17 protein-coding genes and 1 pseudogene are annotated in these 15,808 nt (G+C 54.2%); 14 read left to right on the forward strand and 4 right to left on the reverse strand.

From position 1 onward, the window contains the following. Positions 1–8 precede the first annotated feature (8 nt). The 5 genes from AB4O01_RS06405 to AB4O01_RS06425 are packed head-to-tail and all read left to right on the forward strand — an operon-like array spanning position 9 to position 7,474. Complete coding sequence (locus tag AB4O01_RS06405; protein WP_460091038.1) at positions 9–3,566, forward strand: LysM peptidoglycan-binding domain-containing protein; 3,558 nt, start codon at positions 9–11, stop codon at positions 3,564–3,566. A 56-nt stretch (positions 3,567–3,622) separates the two neighbouring features. Further along, complete coding sequence (locus AB4O01_RS06410; protein ID WP_460091040.1) at positions 3,623–4,558, forward strand: tetratricopeptide repeat protein; 936 nt, start codon at positions 3,623–3,625, stop codon at positions 4,556–4,558. A gap of 32 nt (positions 4,559–4,590) precedes the next feature. After that, entirely contained in the window at positions 4,591–5,523 is a 933-nt protein-coding gene (locus AB4O01_RS06415) for a tetratricopeptide repeat protein (RefSeq protein ID WP_460091041.1), read from the forward strand. Positions 5,524–5,528: 5 nt separating this feature from the next. Continuing rightward, a complete protein-coding gene (locus AB4O01_RS06420; protein ID WP_110719219.1) occupies positions 5,529–6,500 on the forward strand; it encodes a tetratricopeptide repeat protein in 972 nt (323 codons plus the stop codon). Continuing rightward, a complete protein-coding gene (locus tag AB4O01_RS06425; RefSeq protein WP_460091042.1) occupies positions 6,446–7,474 on the forward strand; it encodes a tetratricopeptide repeat protein in 1,029 nt (342 codons plus the stop codon). The genes AB4O01_RS06420 and AB4O01_RS06425 overlap by 55 nt, the downstream gene beginning before the upstream one ends. 108 nt (positions 7,475–7,582) lie before the next feature. Here AB4O01_RS06425 and AB4O01_RS06430 read toward each other — a convergent pair whose 3' ends face one another. Continuing rightward, on the reverse strand, positions 7,583–7,879 hold the full coding sequence (locus AB4O01_RS06430) for a hypothetical protein (RefSeq protein ID WP_460091043.1): 297 nt from the start codon (positions 7,877–7,879) through the stop codon (positions 7,583–7,585). Between the two features lie 496 nt (positions 7,880–8,375). Here AB4O01_RS06430 and AB4O01_RS06435 point away from each other — a divergent pair, with 496 nt between their 5' ends. Further along, the gene (locus AB4O01_RS06435; protein WP_427119641.1) at positions 8,376–8,645 is read left to right on the forward strand and encodes a DUF2790 domain-containing protein; all 270 of its coding nucleotides are present in this window, start codon (positions 8,376–8,378) and stop codon (positions 8,643–8,645) included. Positions 8,646–8,734: 89 nt separating this feature from the next. Beyond that, complete coding sequence (locus AB4O01_RS06440; protein ID WP_026000451.1) at positions 8,735–9,133, forward strand: hypothetical protein; 399 nt, start codon at positions 8,735–8,737, stop codon at positions 9,131–9,133. Here AB4O01_RS06440 and AB4O01_RS06445 read toward each other — a convergent pair. After that, positions 9,130–9,399 carry a DUF1652 domain-containing protein gene (locus tag AB4O01_RS06445; RefSeq protein ID WP_093431200.1) on the reverse strand — a complete coding sequence of 90 codons (270 nt, stop codon included), beginning with the start codon at positions 9,397–9,399 and terminating at the stop codon, positions 9,130–9,132. The two genes, AB4O01_RS06440 and AB4O01_RS06445, sit on opposite strands and share 4 nt — an antisense overlap. Before the next feature lie 368 nt (positions 9,400–9,767). Here AB4O01_RS06445 and eco point away from each other — a divergent pair, with 368 nt between their 5' ends. Continuing rightward, the gene (gene eco, locus AB4O01_RS06450; protein WP_414926077.1) at positions 9,768–10,253 is read left to right on the forward strand and encodes a serine protease inhibitor ecotin; all 486 of its coding nucleotides are present in this window, start codon (positions 9,768–9,770) and stop codon (positions 10,251–10,253) included. A 21-nt stretch (positions 10,254–10,274) separates the two neighbouring features. Then, positions 10,275–10,580, forward strand: a complete 306-nt coding sequence (locus AB4O01_RS06455) for an NIPSNAP family protein (protein WP_460092227.1) — start codon at positions 10,275–10,277, stop codon at positions 10,578–10,580. Between the two features lie 24 nt (positions 10,581–10,604). Here AB4O01_RS06455 and ilvA read toward each other — a convergent pair. Further along, positions 10,605–11,600 (reverse strand): annotated as a pseudogene (gene ilvA, locus AB4O01_RS06460) (threonine ammonia-lyase, biosynthetic); the annotation flags it as partial. Between the two features lie 249 nt (positions 11,601–11,849). Here ilvA and AB4O01_RS06465 point away from each other — a divergent pair. Further along, entirely contained in the window at positions 11,850–12,188 is a 339-nt protein-coding gene (locus AB4O01_RS06465; RefSeq protein ID WP_460091044.1) for a DUF2834 domain-containing protein, read from the forward strand. A 56-nt stretch (positions 12,189–12,244) separates the two neighbouring features. Here AB4O01_RS06465 and AB4O01_RS06470 read toward each other — a convergent pair whose 3' ends face one another. Then, positions 12,245–13,018, reverse strand: a complete 774-nt coding sequence (locus AB4O01_RS06470; protein WP_460091045.1) for a class I SAM-dependent methyltransferase — start codon at positions 13,016–13,018, stop codon at positions 12,245–12,247. A gap of 159 nt (positions 13,019–13,177) precedes the next feature. Between AB4O01_RS06470 and AB4O01_RS06475 the strand changes: the two genes are divergently transcribed. From AB4O01_RS06475 to pncA, 4 genes are all read left to right on the forward strand, one after another. Then, a complete protein-coding gene (locus AB4O01_RS06475) occupies positions 13,178–13,711 on the forward strand; it encodes a tetratricopeptide repeat protein (protein WP_460091046.1) in 534 nt (177 codons plus the stop codon). A gap of 90 nt (positions 13,712–13,801) precedes the next feature. Next, on the forward strand, positions 13,802–14,260 hold the full coding sequence (locus AB4O01_RS06480) for a sigma-70 family RNA polymerase sigma factor (RefSeq protein WP_256573860.1): 459 nt from the start codon (positions 13,802–13,804) through the stop codon (positions 14,258–14,260). Continuing rightward, the gene (locus AB4O01_RS06485; RefSeq protein WP_099759265.1) at positions 14,257–15,018 is read left to right on the forward strand and encodes an anti-sigma factor; all 762 of its coding nucleotides are present in this window, start codon (positions 14,257–14,259) and stop codon (positions 15,016–15,018) included. Before AB4O01_RS06480 ends, AB4O01_RS06485 begins: the two co-directional genes overlap by 4 nt. A gap of 47 nt (positions 15,019–15,065) precedes the next feature. Next, positions 15,066–15,692, forward strand: coding sequence for a bifunctional nicotinamidase/pyrazinamidase (gene pncA / locus AB4O01_RS06490; protein ID WP_460091047.1), 627 nt, complete (start codon positions 15,066–15,068; stop codon positions 15,690–15,692). The last annotated feature ends 116 nt before the right edge of the window (positions 15,693–15,808 follow it).

Consider the following 15,808-nt stretch of genomic DNA (forward strand, 5'->3'; position numbering starts at 1 on the left):
GAATCACCATGGAAATCACGAATCACGCCGTCATGCCCGGCGAAACCTTGGGCCAGATCGCTTCGCGCTACAACAGCACCGTGGCGCAACTTCGCCAGCTCAACCCCTTCATCACCAATCCGGACAACGTCAAAGTCGGATGGAACCTCAGCGTACCAAAAAGTGCTCAAGCGACCGCTGCGCCTGCCGCTCAGCCGCCCGCCGCGCCTCAAGCGCCTGCGCAGGCAACCCCGGAAGCCGCCACTCAGTGTTCCGCTGAGGATCTGGTTGAACTGGATCCGGTCAAGGACGCTCCTGATCAGAGTTCAAAGACCTTCAAACCCCACGCACCTCCGTGTTCTAAAAAGTTTGCCAGCGCGATTTATGCCACTGAGGAGCAAGAGTTCTGGCTGCTCCCTGAGCGGGCAAAGTCTGCCATCAAAGAGTCGATGTTCGCGCTGGATAAAATGATTGCCCCCAGCAAACCACGTGATGCACGCCTGAACGGGCTGCAGGAATCGGGTCTGCTGGAATACTTCCTTGAGCCCAAGTTGAGCAACTTCCTCACGGGCGCGAAGCGCACGCGTATGGAAGAATTTGAAGCGATGGGCGATGAGATCGAAATCGATCCCGCCACCGCCAAAAAGAGGCAAAACGAAGCTAACGGAAACAAACCGGCAGCGGCTCCAGCACAGTCTCCACAAGAGGACACCGCGCAATCGCGCATGGACCGTCTAACGGCAGACCTCGCTACTGACCAGGACGTCCACAAAGCCTATGCCGATTTTTACAAGCGGAGGGCTGAGTGGCATGCGCTGAAAAAAGAAGCGGTAGCGGCCGCGAAGCTGGAAGGCTACACCTACGAAAGTGGCTCGCTCTATTCCAAAGAGGCGATTGAGGCGCGCGCACGGGTGCAAGCCTATCTGGAAGCCCGCAAGAAACTCCTCGGCAACAAAGACTTCAAGCAGGTCCCGCTGGAAGACGTTGCGAAAGCCCTGGCGGAAAAGAAAAAAAGCTACGAAAACATCTGCAGCGGCATGAATGACTGCACCGCCGATCTGGTCGGGTATGTCTTGACGCTCTACAAAAACGCCGATGCGCTTGATTACCATGCTTACACTGAATCCATTATCAAAGCGTCTGAATACGGCATTGCACTTCCAGAATTCGCGCTGATCAGTGACGGCCTTCCTTCCGGTATCGAGCAGTTCAAACTGTATCTGGATACCGAGAAAGAGCAGGCGGAAGTCACAGCGCAGCTTCAGGAAAAATACAAACGCTGGATCGAGGCAACAGGCCAGAATGCGCAAGCACCAGCGGGCCTGGTTGATGTGGAACGGACCAAATGGGATAGCCTGCAAAAGACCAAAGACGACCTTCAAGCAAAAGCCCAAAGCAATGTCAGCAACAGCAAGCCTGCGCGTTATCTGATTTGGGACCCGGAAGAGTTCCAGCCAAAACCGGTCGACCGCATGGTGAAACCGGGTTTTCCGCTGCGTGAAGTCAGTCTTTCAGATGCCAAGGGTACGCCCCTGGGCTGGTTCAGCATGGCGAACCTGAAAGACGCAAAAAAGATCCTGAAAGAGGATTCAAAAAAAGCAGTCGGTTCAATAAAAAAGGTAACTGAAAGTTTGCCCGCGGACGCTACCGAAGGCTCCGATAAAAACAGCGAAATCAACTCGTTCCGCCAATGGCTTCTAGATCAGGGCGCTATAAAATTCAGCGATCAGGTCGGCGACTGTTTCGATGGAAAAGGCTGGTTCAAAGCCAAAGACTTTTATGCTTACTTGAAAAAGCAAGGCTATGAGGTCACAGAACTGGAAGACGACGCGACCCTGACCAACTGGGGCGAACACCTTCAGCAACTGGTGTTCAAGAAAAGTGTGCGCGGCAAAGTAAGACTTTTTGATGCCAGCCCTCAGGCGCAATTGGTCCGTTGCCTGACACCTCCACAGCCAAACATTCACGGTGAAGTAAAGCTCGAAGGCCCGAAAATGTCCGCCGCCGAGGGTTTCCAGATATCTGGCGAGATGGGCTTAAGCCTGGACCTGGCCCGTGGCGAAGTTCAGTTGATGAAAGTCGACATGCCTGCCAAAGCCAGCGCTCAAGAAATTACGCTTGATTACTTCCTGGACGGCAGCCCGCAAAAAATGAATTTCGGCCGCTTCTCCTTCCACTTTGGTGTGAAGGCATGGGGCTACGCCGGCGCATCGCTGCTGTTATCCGGCAGCGTCGAGTTGAGCCCGATCTTCGGCAACGTCAAGTACGGGGCTTCACTCAGCCCGGTAAAACGCGCACAGCGTGAAGATGCCTCCGCAAAAGAAGAACGTGCCGATCACGCTGCTGCCAAACAAGCCAAGGCCGACAGCGGCGACAACAGCCCTACTCCCGATCTTGAACACAAGTCGAAATCCGGCACCTACGCCGATTCCAAGAGCACAGATCAACTGCGAGGCGGACGCTTCGCCAAAGTGCAAGTCGAAAACGGCGCAAAAGCCAGTTTCAACGTGTTTGGAGGCTTGCAAGCCGCCATCGAACTCACTGGAGTACTGAACTGGGCACCGCCAAAAGAACGCGTCGCCCTGCGCACCGCGCCAACGATGGGCATTGGCAGCGCTAAAGACGCGAAAAGCGCGAATCCATGGCTGACGCTGGCCAAGCTGAGCGGCTCCGTTGGGGTGGCGTTAGGTGCGGGCTTTCAGGGAACGGCGCAGGTGTCTCTGGATAAGGGGCGGTTTATTTTGAACTTGAAAGCGGCGGTAGTGCTGGGTCCTGGTGCTAACGGTAGCTTTAAGTTTGAAGTTGGCTATGAGGCAGTAGTTGACCTCATCAACTTGTACCGCAAGGAACTGCACAAAGCGAAAGGCAGAAAGGTAGAGTGGATGGAACCTGAAGCAGGTAAGTTCGCATCCGCGCTGAACGCATTAGGAGCAGCGGGGCTTAGTGTGGAAATGTCTTATCTTATGGGTTGGAGTTTAGTCATGGACTTATATGACGCAATGACCAGCGGAGGAAAAGGCGGCCCAATCGCTCATGCTATTGTTGAGTACCAGAACCCAGATGAACTAAAAACATGGGTTGTGGAAGCCACTCCGGCAGCACTCGGCCCCATTTTAATGACTCTTACCTCCACCCCCGAAGAGTTCTCAATTGCCGCCAACACAAAAGAAAGCGACACGTCGCCAACTTTTAGCAAACAAACCTATCCAAAAGAAAAAGCACATCTAACTCAGCAGATAGCAATTGGGATAATTATCGACCACATAGTCACCAATGCAAAAGAAAAGGACAAATTGGAAGAGGCTCAGAAACAATTCGAACTAGCTTGCGCAAGCATGAATAAGTTTGGCACTGAACCAGTTGATATCGGTCAAAAATATTGTGAAAACCGTCATTTACTCGATACTTTCATGGGTGATCCGGTCCTCAGCTTTACCGACCCAAGGGGAAATAAAGCAAGAGCACGATACAAGGAAAACTCAAAAATATTAGGCCAGCGCATTGATGGAACTTGTAAAATTGTAATGGGCGAAAACAGTTATATACCGAGAACATCCGTAAAATACTTGCCCCCTGCGAGCGCATAAAATTGAAAATAAAGTCAAGCTTAATCCGGATACCTTTTTTTGCGGCTTTTCTTTTAATGAGTGTAAGCGCGCATGCGGAGCTTACCTCACAACAACTTGAGGCAAAGAAAAAAGGTATAGAGCTTTACAATCAATACAAAGCTATTTCTGCAATCGAACCACTAAAAATAGCAGCCGAAGGCGGTGATGACGAAGCACTTTATTATCTGGGTGAAGCATTAAGAAAAAATAACCGCTTCATGACTCCGGAAGCTAAAAAAGCATACGAAAGCTCCGCAAAAAAGGGGAACATCTACTCTATGATTCGCCTTGGGAGAATTGAAGACGACTTGTGTTCAACCATGAAAAACTGTCCACCAGGTGAAGACTCTCCTAGCAGCTGGGTAATTAAAGCTAAAAGCCTTGCAATTCAACGCGCAACGCAGGGAGATAGCGAATCAATGTACCTGTTATATGAAATGACAGGCAACGATGACTGGTTAGAGAAGTCAGCAGAGAACGGATTCGCATTAGCGCAGTTCCGTCTGGCGACGAAGTACCAAGAAGGGAGTGGTTCATTTTTACTACCCTCGAGACGCAACCAAGCTATCGAACGATGGATGAAGGCGTCCGCTGAAAATGGTTATCCACTTGCAATGATGGGATTAGCCGCAATCATGATCGAAAAAAATGATTTAGCCTCGTTCAGAAACTGGAACGAAAAAGCAGCTGACTCGAGCTACGTAGAAGGTGTATTTGGATATGCATCCTACATAGGCGAAGAAAACTCAAAGTACGGTTTCGCATTCGACCCAATAAAATCATATGCTTTACTTTCAAACCTACTGGAACTTAATGGTGGAGGCAATGTAATACGAGACGTCAATGACACATTACCTGACATAGAAAAAAACATGTCAAAAGAGCAAATTGAAAAAGCAAAAGAGCTCGCAAAAACGTGGAAGGCCAACCACCCGCCTCTCTCGTTTTACCCTGACAAGCTAGGTTATTAATAGCAGTGCGAGCATTTAGAATTATTTTAGTAATGCTGATCGCCGCTCTTTCTGCAAACAGCTCAGCAGATTCGCAAACAAATGAATCAACCCTGGGAGTGGTGTTATACAACCAGCTAAAACTAGACTTGGCGATTCGCGAACTAAAAAAAGAGGCCGACTCGGGAAATGTGAATTCACAGTATTACTTTGCCGAGGCACTTCGAAAGCGAAGCCGGTACATGACTGCTGAATCGCAGCAATGGTACGAAACCGCTGCGGATAATGGATCTATATTTGCCATGATTCAGCTAGGCCGCCAAAACGATGACCTCTGCAGAAAAATGACCAATTGTCCCGCGAGTAAAAAATCAAGCGCCGATTGGTTGATTCAGGCTAAAAAAATGGCATCAAGCACAGACACCCCTGAGTCTTCGTATTTAATGTATGAAATAACTTTCGATCGTACTTGGTTGGAAAAATCTGCAAACGCAGGTTATGCGCTCGCCCAATATTGGATGGCCGTCGGTGATCGACAAGGTGAGGGATTTTTTCTTATACCTGGAAAACGTGATGAGGCCATCAGCAAATGGCTGAAAGCTTCCTCTGAAGGCGGCAACCCAAAAGCAATGATGGAATACATTGAGATCCTGTATAAGAAAGGCGATCTTGAAGGGGTGCGCCATTGGCTTCAAACAGCAGCTGAAACGGGTGATCAAAAAGCAATTAGCAGTTATGGCTCTTACATTGCCCATGCACCCGACCAAGTTGGTTATCCCCTCGATCTTGTTAAAGGTTATGCACTGATTAGCCTTCTGAAAGAGCTGGATGGTGGAGGCGCGATTCAAGATTTCGTTCAAGATACTCTCGAAGAAATTGGGAGCAAAATGACGCCTGAACAGCTAGAGAACTCAAAAGCTGTCGCTGAGGAATGGAAAACCACTCACCCACCGCTCTCCTTCTTCCCCGAAAAGCTAGGCAGATAACTAGAATGACAAGATTTTTGTCTTGGCCTTTATTAATTGCTCTTTTTTCTTGGGCAGAACCAAGCCTGGCGGCAGACAGCGCCCCTGAAAAAATTTCAGGATTAGTTCTATACAACCAACTCAAAATTAACGCAGCGACTCAACAACTCCAAATTGAAAGCAACGACGGAAACTCGGACTCTCAATACTATTTGGCGGAAATCATTCGTAAAAAAAGCCGTTACATGGCCCCCGAAGCGCAACATTGGTATGAAAAGGCAGCAGAAAAAGACAATATCTATGCAATGATTCAACTGGGCCGACACAAAAATGACTTTTGTCAGAAGATTGGCAACTGCCCTCCATTCAAGAAAACCCAAGCGGAATGGTTTGCACGAGCTAAAGGATTAGTTCTACCAAAGGCGCAGGAAGGCGATCCCGAATCCTTGTATCTAATGTATGAAATCACTCTTAATCGTGAGTGGTTAGAGAAATCCGCAAACGCAGGATACTCGCTCGCGCAGTACTGGATGGCGGTCAGCGAACGTCAGGGCGAAGGTTTCTTCTTGATTCCTGGAAAACGTGATGCATCTGTAAAAAAATGGCTTTTGCTTTCGTCGGAAGGCGGATATCCAAAAGCAATGATGGATTACCTGGAAATTTTACATAGAGAAGGCGACACAGCAAGTATTCGCCAGTGGCTTGAGTTAGCAGCCCGCAGTGGTTACCAAGTGGCAGTAAGCAGCTATGGTGCCTATATTTCCCACACTCCAGACAAACTGGACTACCCCCTAGATCTAGTTAAAGGTTATGCGCTTTTTACATTGCTTAAAGATCTAGGTGATGCTGGCGGAATCGGAAGATATGTTGAGCGAAAAGGTGAAGAAATTCGCGAGAAAATGACACCAGCACAGATTGAAGATTCAGAAAGAATAGCTAAAGAGTGGAAAACCACTCACCCGCCACTCTCATTTTTTCCGGACAAGCTAGGATATTAACGCCAGTGAGGCCATTTAGATATTTTATTATCGCGACATTTTTAACAAGTGCCACACTTACTTTTGCGTCGCAGCCAGCGCACGAAGTATCTGCAGGCATTATTTTATATAATCAGCTAAAGCTTGATGCAGCCTTTCCTGTATTAGAAAAAGAAGCGCAAGCTGGAAACGTGGAATCGCAATACTACCTAGGCGAAGCGCTAAGAAAGCGAAACCGATACATGACGCCCGAAGCACAGCACTGGTATGAAACGGCTGCGATGAATGGTTCCATATACGCGATGATTCAGCTAGGCCGTAAAAATTCGGATTTGTGCAAGATAATGGATAACTGCCCTGCCAGTTCCAAAAGTCCTGCTCAGTGGTTTACGTATGCTAAAGAACTAGCGTTGGCAAAAGCGAACAGCGGTGACGCTGAGTCTCTATTCTTGATGTATGAAATAACTTTGAATGACGAATGGCTTGAAAAGTCAGCAAACGCTGGTTACCCACTTGCGCAGTATTGGATGGCGGTGAGTGAGCGGCAGGGGAAGGGATTCTTTTTTATCCCTGGGAAACGCGACGAATCGGTCCGAAATTGGTTAAGGCTTTCGTCAGAGGGTGGATACCCTAAAGCGATGAATAACTATCTGGAAATTCTTTACAGGGACGGCGACATGCAGGCTGTCCATCATTGGCTAAAAATTGCAGCTGAAACTGGCGAGCAAGATGCTATGAGCAACTATGGTGCTTACATTTCGCATACGCCAGATAAAATTGGCTACCCATTGAATCTAGTCGAAGGCTATGCGATGTTCTATCTAATGAAAGACTTGAATGATGCCGGAGGCATTCAAGATTATGTTGATCGGAAGATAGAAAAAATCGCTGAGAAGATGACACCCGAGCAAATCGAGCAATCAAAAATTTTCGCAAAACAGTGGAAAGACACTCACCCACCCGTCTCATTTTTCCCTGACAAACTAGGAGATTGACCGCAGCCCCAGCGGTTAGTCGCACAACACCCCGCTTGCATTAACCGGCAGCAAGTGAATCAGCCCGCGTAAATTCAGCTGTTCACCCCTGCCGTTTTCACTAGCCCATCAAACCGGCGCCTTCCAACTCAACATCTGCTGCTGCGCGACCTGCAGCAAATCATTGCCATCCTGCGTCAGCAGGTAAAGCGCATGGGTGATGTGTGGAATGTCTTGCACGTCGGCGTGCTTGAAGCACAGGCAATGCAGGGTTTCGAGCAGGTCGGCGGCGGCGCGGATGCGCTGGACGGCGGCTTCGAGGATGTCTTTCGGGTTGGCTTGGGTGTCGATGAGCAGGGTCGGGGATTCGGTGACGTTGCTTGTGAGGGGGAGGTAGCGGTTTTGTAGCAGTTTGATTATCGGCATAGGTGATTACTCAATTGGGTCGAAAGTAACCGCCAGCACTGTGACCAAACAGTGGGAGGCGGACTGTGTGCAGGCTTGGTCAACCGAGAACAACCCCAACTCAGCTCGCCCGAAGGCGTCCTGCACACAGCCGCCACAGCTATGCACCGCACGGACACAGATGTCCGCAGCGCAAATGATGGCACATCTGCAATAAGGGAAGTTATCAGGTGACCAAACCCGAACCACTGATTTTGCAGCGGCAACCGACAATAACCGCCCCGCTCCAGCCGCCGAAAGCAGACAAGGCACCAGCCTTTGTAGGAATTCGCCAAACCTTCCAAAGAAAACCGCCGCACTCCCTGACAGCCGGCGTTCAGCTCGGTTAACCATCCCTTAACGCCGTGGTCAAAAACTCTACTGAACCGCACGCCCTCAGCCATTCTGGCTGTTGCCCAGTGCGGCAGGTTCGGGTGAATCACGCCGAACTCTAGAACCGCCACTCGGGAGTCCTTTCATGAACATTCGTCCTTTATTGCTCACCGCCGCCCTCGCCTGCACCGCGTTTGCCGGGCTGGCACAGGCCAATGACACTTCGGCCACGTCCAAAGCCGTGCCGTATCAGTACGGCATGCCGCTGCAGGTGGCCAAAGTGGTGTCGTTGACCGAGCCGCCAACGCAACTGTGCAAAGTGGTTACGGCCGATATGAAGTACATCGACAACGCCGGTAAGCCCGAGGAGATCAGCTACCGGAAATTGTCTGACGCGTGCAACTTCCAGAACTGACAGAAACGTCTGATTTGCGGGTTTGCGGTAGGCGTGGGGAGTTTCGGCGGTTATGCTCGGAGCCCTCCTCACTGCCGCAAGGATTCGCCATGCAGTTGTCGTTTCGCACGTTGTCGGGCTTCACGTGTTCGTTGTGTTTTTTGCTGGCGCTGGCTTGGGGCGTTTTCCCGGAGAGGCTGCTGGCGATCTGGAGCATCGAGTATTCCGACGCGGCAGGATTTGTCGCGCGGCGCAGTGCGGTGCTTTTTGCGGCGTTGGGGGTGATGTTTTATCTGGTGCGCAACGCGCCGCCGTCGCTGGGGCGCAATGCGCTGAGCAACGGGTTTATCGTCGGTTGTTTTGGTTTGGCGGTGCTGGGTTTCGCGGAATGGTTGAACGGCCATGCCGGCCCCGGGATTTTGCTCGCGGTGCTGGTCGAGTTCGCGCTGGGCCTTGGTTTTGTGCAGGCCCGGCGCGTGACGGTCGAACTGGGTGAAACGGTGCGTTAGACGGCTCTGGAGCGTGGGCTGTAGTGATGTGGCGTAGTTTGTTCTTTCAAGTCCGAGCGCAGCCCTGCGATCAGTTCGTTGATTTCACGACAGCCATTGAGGTGGCTGGCGTCGATGCCGCTGACCAGCAGATCGACCTGATCGGTCTGGTGATCGCCGAAAACCTTGACGGTCATCGACAAGTCCGGCGACAGCGTGCACTGGCAGCGTTTCGGCAGAAAACTGCTTTCAATGATATTGCGTAGTTCCAAGGCAGACAGAAACATGGCGAAACCCTCTCCTTACTGTGAGATGCCAATCAAGTATTCACGCTGACCGTTGCGGCCCCTGCACGGGTGTGTCCCCGCTGTTTCCCTGGGTGCGACAAGCGGTGGTACTGCGAAATGCCCATTGGAGTGTAGGCGCCCAAGGCCGGTGCGCCGCACTGAAAAGACGCATAAAGCGTGCCTTTCATCGGTTCATTTTCACCCTCATGAAATCAAGCACTTGGCGGCGGTGCCAGTATTTGGCTACTTGCAAACTGCAAGAATGGCCCCTGCCGGCACTGCAATTTGCAACTCGACGCTGGTTTGCAATCACGGCCCATGACGGTAAGAATGCCCGCTATCCACCCTACACCCGCACGGAGGCTTCCATGGGTTCTTTCCGCGTCTACGCGACCACCGGGCTGATCATCGCCAGCCTGTCCACCCTCGCCCACGCCGCCAAGCTTGAAGACGTCGCGCCGTTCCCGAAGGCTGAAGCCGGGTTCACCCGCCAGGTTATTCACTTGCCCAAGCAAGAGCAGGAAGAGAACTTCCAGGTGGAAATCCTCGCTGGCAAAACCCTTGAAGTGGACTGCAATCGTCAGCGTTTGGGCGGTGTTCTCGATGAGAAGAATCTTGAAGGCTGGGGTTATCCGTTCTATCGACTGGAAAAAGTCATCGGGCCGATGAGCACGATGATGGCCTGCCCGCCCGGCAGCCAGAAGAAGCGCGCTTTCGTGCCGGTCGTTGGTGACGGTTTCATGCTGCGTTACAACAGCAAGTTGCCGGTCGTGGTGTATGCGCCCTCGGACGTCGAAGTGCGTTATCGCATCTGGTCGGCGTCGGACAAAGTCGGTACAGCCCTGCAGGAATAACCCGAACAAGGAGTGCGTCGTTTGATTACCTGCCACGTCCGATATGTCATTGATCCGTACCAATTGCCTGAGTTCGAGGCCTACGCCAAGGCCTGGCTCGGCATCGTCGAGCGCTTGGGCGGTACCCATCACGGCTACTTTTTGCCGTCCGAAGGCGCGAGCAACATCGCTTATTGCCTGTTCAGTTTTCCGTCGCTGGCGGATTACGAAAGCTATCGGCAAATCGCGATGACCGATCCGGAAAGCACCGCTCTGGTTGCCAGCCTGGTCGAGAAGAAGTTTATCGTCAGCTACGAGCGCAGCTTCCTGCGCCCCTTGCTGCCGTAAGCCTCATCATGCCGAGACGCCGCACATCGCGGCGCGCTCGGCAACGTGGCGCAGGCTGTCGAAGTTGATATTGGCGCCCGAGTCGATCGCCACGAATGTCTGCTCTTTCACCCCGGTTTGCGCTACGTATTGCTTGATGCCTGCAACGGCCAGGGCGCCGGAAGGTTCGGTGATCGAACGGGTATCGTCGTAGATATTCTTGATCGCCGCGCAGAGGTCGTCGTTGCTGACGGTGATCACTTCGTCGACGCAAAAGCGGCAGACCTCAAATCCGAACGCGCCAATCTGCGCTACCGCCACGCCATCGGCGAAGGTGCCAACATTCGGCAGCACGACGCGCTGATCGGCTTCGAGCGCGGCCTTCAGGCACGCTGAGTGTTCGGATTCGACGCCGATGATCCGCACTTCCGGGCGCAGGTATTTGACGTAGGCCGCGATGCCGGCGATCAGACCGCCACCACCTACCGGGATAAAAATCGCATCCAGCGAACCTTGATGCTGACGAAGAATTTCCATCGCCACGGTGCCCTGCCCGGCGATCACCTCCGGGTCATCGAACGGCGACACGAAGGTGCGTCCGCTCTGTTCTGCCAGTTGCAGCGCGTGGGCCAGGGCGAACGGGAAACTCTCGCCGTGCAGCAACGCTTCAGCACCACGACTGCGCACACCCAGCACTTTCAGTTCCGGCGTTGTTGCCGGCATGACGATGGTTGCTACGATGCCCAGCTCGCGCGCTGCCAACGCCACGCCTTGCGCGTGATTGCCGGCCGATGCGGTGATCACTCCGCGCGCCTTTTGCTCGTCACTGAGTTGCACCAGTTTGTTGTAGGCGCCACGGATCTTGAAGGAGAACGTCGGTTGCAGGTCTTCACGCTTGAGCAGAATCCGGTTGCCCAGCGCCTCAGACAACGCCGGCGCCGCTTGCAAAGGCGTGCGCACCGCGAGGTCGTACACCGGCGCGGCGAGGATCTTTTTCACGTAGTGCTCAAGCAGGGTTTGCTGATCGGGGCTGTGCGGCATGGTCGTCTCCTGACATTTTTCAAAACCCCGGAGACAGAAAGTAAAAACCCGCCTCTAGGGCGGGTTGGGTGCTGCAGTCGTGAGCTAGCCCGCCAAATGAGGAATGGCGGTAATAATCATTGGCTGGCAACGCGATACAGTCGAAGTCATGGGCTGGAAATTAGCCTGTGCGCTATTGGCGAGTCAATGGCCAATTTTGCGCGGCGGCGTTAGTCTGGCGACTCTCTCATCACACCACGGAAGGAATGCATGATGTCGATCGCCCTGCCCCTCACGGCTTTGCTCGCGTTTAGCGGTTACACCGTTTCGGTGATGCTCCAGGCTGAACAGTCGTTGATCGACTTCGGCATCAGCCTGATGTCGCGGCCCGACACCGCGCAGGTGGTGATTGATCTGTATCTGCTGGCCGCACTGGCGGGTATCTGGATGGTTAAGGATGCGCGGTCGCGTGGGCAGTCGCTCTGGTCGGTGGTGCCATATTTGTTGTTGACGGCGGTTTTTGTCTCGGTTGGGCCGTTGTTGTATCTGGTGGTGCGTGGGGTTCGCGAGCGCAACAGGAAGGCGGTGGATCTGGCTCGGGTGGGTTGATCCGGGTTATCGGATGCCGGGTAGATTGCCTTCGCGAGCAGGCTCGCTCCCACATGTCAGGTTTTTTTCACGGCGACGAACGCCGCGGTTTCGTAAGGCACTGTCACCACATCCCTGCCACGCAGTTCCGGCTCTGTGGCGATTAACGCACGAATCTGTTCATCGATTTTCGCCCGTTGCGCCTCCGGCAGCGCGGCGATGAAACTGGTGGAGCGCACCCGATTGAGAATCACGTCTTCTGGCGAGCCGGTATGGCCATGGTGGAACCGCTCGACCTGCAAAGGCGCGAATGCCGGGTGCGGAAACGCTTTGCGCCAGGCGCCGGTGTAATAGCGTGGCGTGTCACCCTCCAGCGCATTGACGATGGAGTCCAGTTTCGGCACCCAACTGACGTCGGTGTCACGCAGGTTCCAGATCAGCCCCAACTTGCCTCCGGGCTTGAGTACTCGAGCGATTTCGGTCAGCGCCTCGGCACTGGCGAACCAGTGAAACGCTTGCGCGCAAATCACCGCATCGACTGAAGCGTCCGGCAACGGCAGATCGGTCGCCGTGCCGCTCACGGCCAGCACATCAGGCCAGGCGTCAGACAGCTTTTCGAGCATCTGCGGCACCGGTTCAACCGCGATCACTTGCGCGCCCGTCGCCACCAAGCGTCCGGTGAACTTGCCGGTGCCGGCCCCCAGATCAATCACCGTTTTATGCCCATCCAGGCCCAGCGTCGCGGCCAACCACTCACTGACCTGCGGCGGATAGTCCGGCCGACCTTTCACATAGGTGTCGGCAGCGCTTTTGTAGCCGGCAGCGGCTGAATGATGGACGTGATCGGTCATGGCAACTCTCCTTACGGCAAAACATCGGATCGACGGCAGACGCTCCCGAGCATAGCGCTTGAATTTACGCTTACCTTGAACAGTCACTGATAAAGCAATGAATAAAAATTCACCCTGTGGTGTTCAAAGTGAACCATAACTTTCTGTGGAGCCTTGCCCATGACTATCCGTTCCGTTATGTTCGCCGCCCCGTTGTTACTGGTCGCGGCGATGTCCAGCCAATTGGCCCTGGCCAATGGCGATGAAGACGCGCCGGTGCAGAAACCGGAATGCCCGAAAGGCCAGGTCTGGGACAGCAAAACCCAGAAGTGTGTGATGCAAGTCAGCAAAGCACTTTCGGATGCCGACCGTACTGATTACGCCTATCGCCTTGCCAAGGCCGGTCGCTACGATGAAGCCCTGGCACTGCTCGATACGCTCAAGCAACCGCACACCGCCAAGGCCCTCAACTATCGCGGCTACGCCACGCGCAAGCTGGGGCGCACTGACGAGGGCATCGGTTATTACCTGCAATCGGTAAAACTCGACCCGCAGTACGCGCAAGTGCGCGAATACCTCGGCGAGGCCTATGTGATCAAAGGCCGCGTCGACCTGGCGCAAGAGCAGTTGCAGCAGATCCAATCGATTTGCGGCACGTCGTGCGAGGAATACCGGGACCTGGCCGAAGCCATCAACGACTCATCGAAAACCTGAGCACTTATAAGGGCCGCCATCATCTTCAACGATCAGGCATTCAGAGCAGAACTCGGGCAGCACCTGGCGCGACTGTGGCGCTACGGTCTACTGCTGTCGCGCAATCGGCATGTGGCCGAGGATCTGGTGCAAGCCACCTGCGTGCGAGCGCTGGAGCGCGCCAATCAGTACATCGCCGGTACGCGCATGGATCGCTGGTTGCTGAGCATTCTGCATTCGATCTGGCTCAATGAAGTGCGCGCTCGGCGCGTGCGTCAGGGTGCGGGCCAGGTCGATGCCGATGGCCAACTGGCGTTTGATGGTGAGTACGCCGCGCAGACGCATGTGATGGCCGCGCAAGTGATCCGCCGCGTCGATGCGCTGCCCGAGACCCAGCGCGAAACGGTCTACCTCGCCTATGTCGAAGGCTTGTCCTACCGCGAAGTCGCTGAAATCCTGCAAGTGCCGATCGGCACGGTCATGAGCCGTCTGGCCACCGCCCGCCTCAAACTCGCCGAATACCCACCGCTGCAGACCGTGCCGAAATCCACCGAAGGAGACCGATCATGAACCCACCTTCGGATGAGCAACTGGTCGCCTACCTCGACGGCGAACTCGACGGCGACTATCGCCATCAACTCGACAACGCCATTGCCGAAGACTCACTGCTGAGTCTGCGCGTGCAATGGCTCAGCCGCAGCAACCTGCCGTACAAGAACGCCTATGACGAGCTGGCGCAACAGGCCCCGCTGGAGCGTCTGCAAGCGCGGCTGGACGCCATTCCAGCGCCGCAGCCTCCGGGCTTCAATCGCCGCTGGTTTATCGGTGGCGCCGCCGCTGCGCTGTTGGCCGGTGGCGTATTGGCCGACCGGTTATTCCTCGGCTGGCACGCCGCGCAATCGAACAACTGGCGGGCATTGGTGGGCGATTACATGGCGCTGTATGTGCCGCAAACGCTCGATCACCTGCCCACCGACGAAGCCTCCCAACGCGCGCAACTGCGCACCGTCGATGCGCGCCTGGGCCTGAACCTTGCGCCAGCCACTTTGAAGCTGCCTGATGCCGAATTCAAACGGGCGCAGATGCTGGAGTATGACGGCGTACCGATTGCGCAGATCGTTTATCTGGATGCGAAACATGGACCATTGGCGCTGTGTGTGACCCGCTCGAACAGCGGCAGTCAGCCGTTGGCCCATGAGCGTCGGCGTGAGATGAACGTAGTGTATTGGACTGAACGTGAACACGCCTGGATGCTGATCGGACACGACGCCCCGATGGCGCTGGAAGACAAGGCAAAACTGTTAAAAAGCCGCTTAATCACTAGCTAGTTCCTGCACTATGCTCAGCGCGTATTTTTTCCGAGGATGCCTCCACGATGCCAGATTCATCCCGCTCTGCCTTACTGGTGATCGACGTTCAAAACGACTTCACCCCCGGCGGTCAATTAGCGGTCCCCGAAGGAGACCTGATTGTGCCGCTGATCAACCGGCTCGCCCGCCAGTTCACCCAGGTTGTCGTCGCACAGGACTGGCATCCGACCGGTCACGCCTCATTCGCGTCCAGTCATCCCGGGCACCAGCCCTACGATGTCATCCAATTGCCTTATGGCGAGCAGACGCTCTGGCCCGACCATTGTGTGCAATCGACACCGGGGGCCGAGTTTCACCGGGAACTTGACCTGCCTCACGCCCAACTGATCATTCGCAAGGGCTGCAATCCGGATATCGACAGCTATTCAGCCTTTCTGGAAGCCGATCGCCGCACCACCACGGGGCTGTCCGGTTACCTGAAAGAGCGCGGGATCGATACGGTCTACATGGTGGGGCTGGCACTGGATTTCTGCGTGATGTTTTCGGCGCTGGATGCACGGGCGGCGGGGTTCAATACTTATGTGGTGCTGGATGCGTGCCGGGCGATCGATCTGAATGGATCACTGGCGGCAGCGGTTGAGCGGATGCAAAGTGCCGGGGTCGGGTTGATTCAATCCACAGAGCTGGTCTGAACAACACAACCCCCTGTAGGAGCGAGCCTGCTCGCGAAGGCGGTATGTCAGCCAAGTATGCGTTGACTGACCCGACGCCTTCGCGAGCAGGCTCGCTCCCACAGGTAGATTTTCAG

Source organism: Pseudomonas sp. S2_E02 (assembly GCF_054668355.1).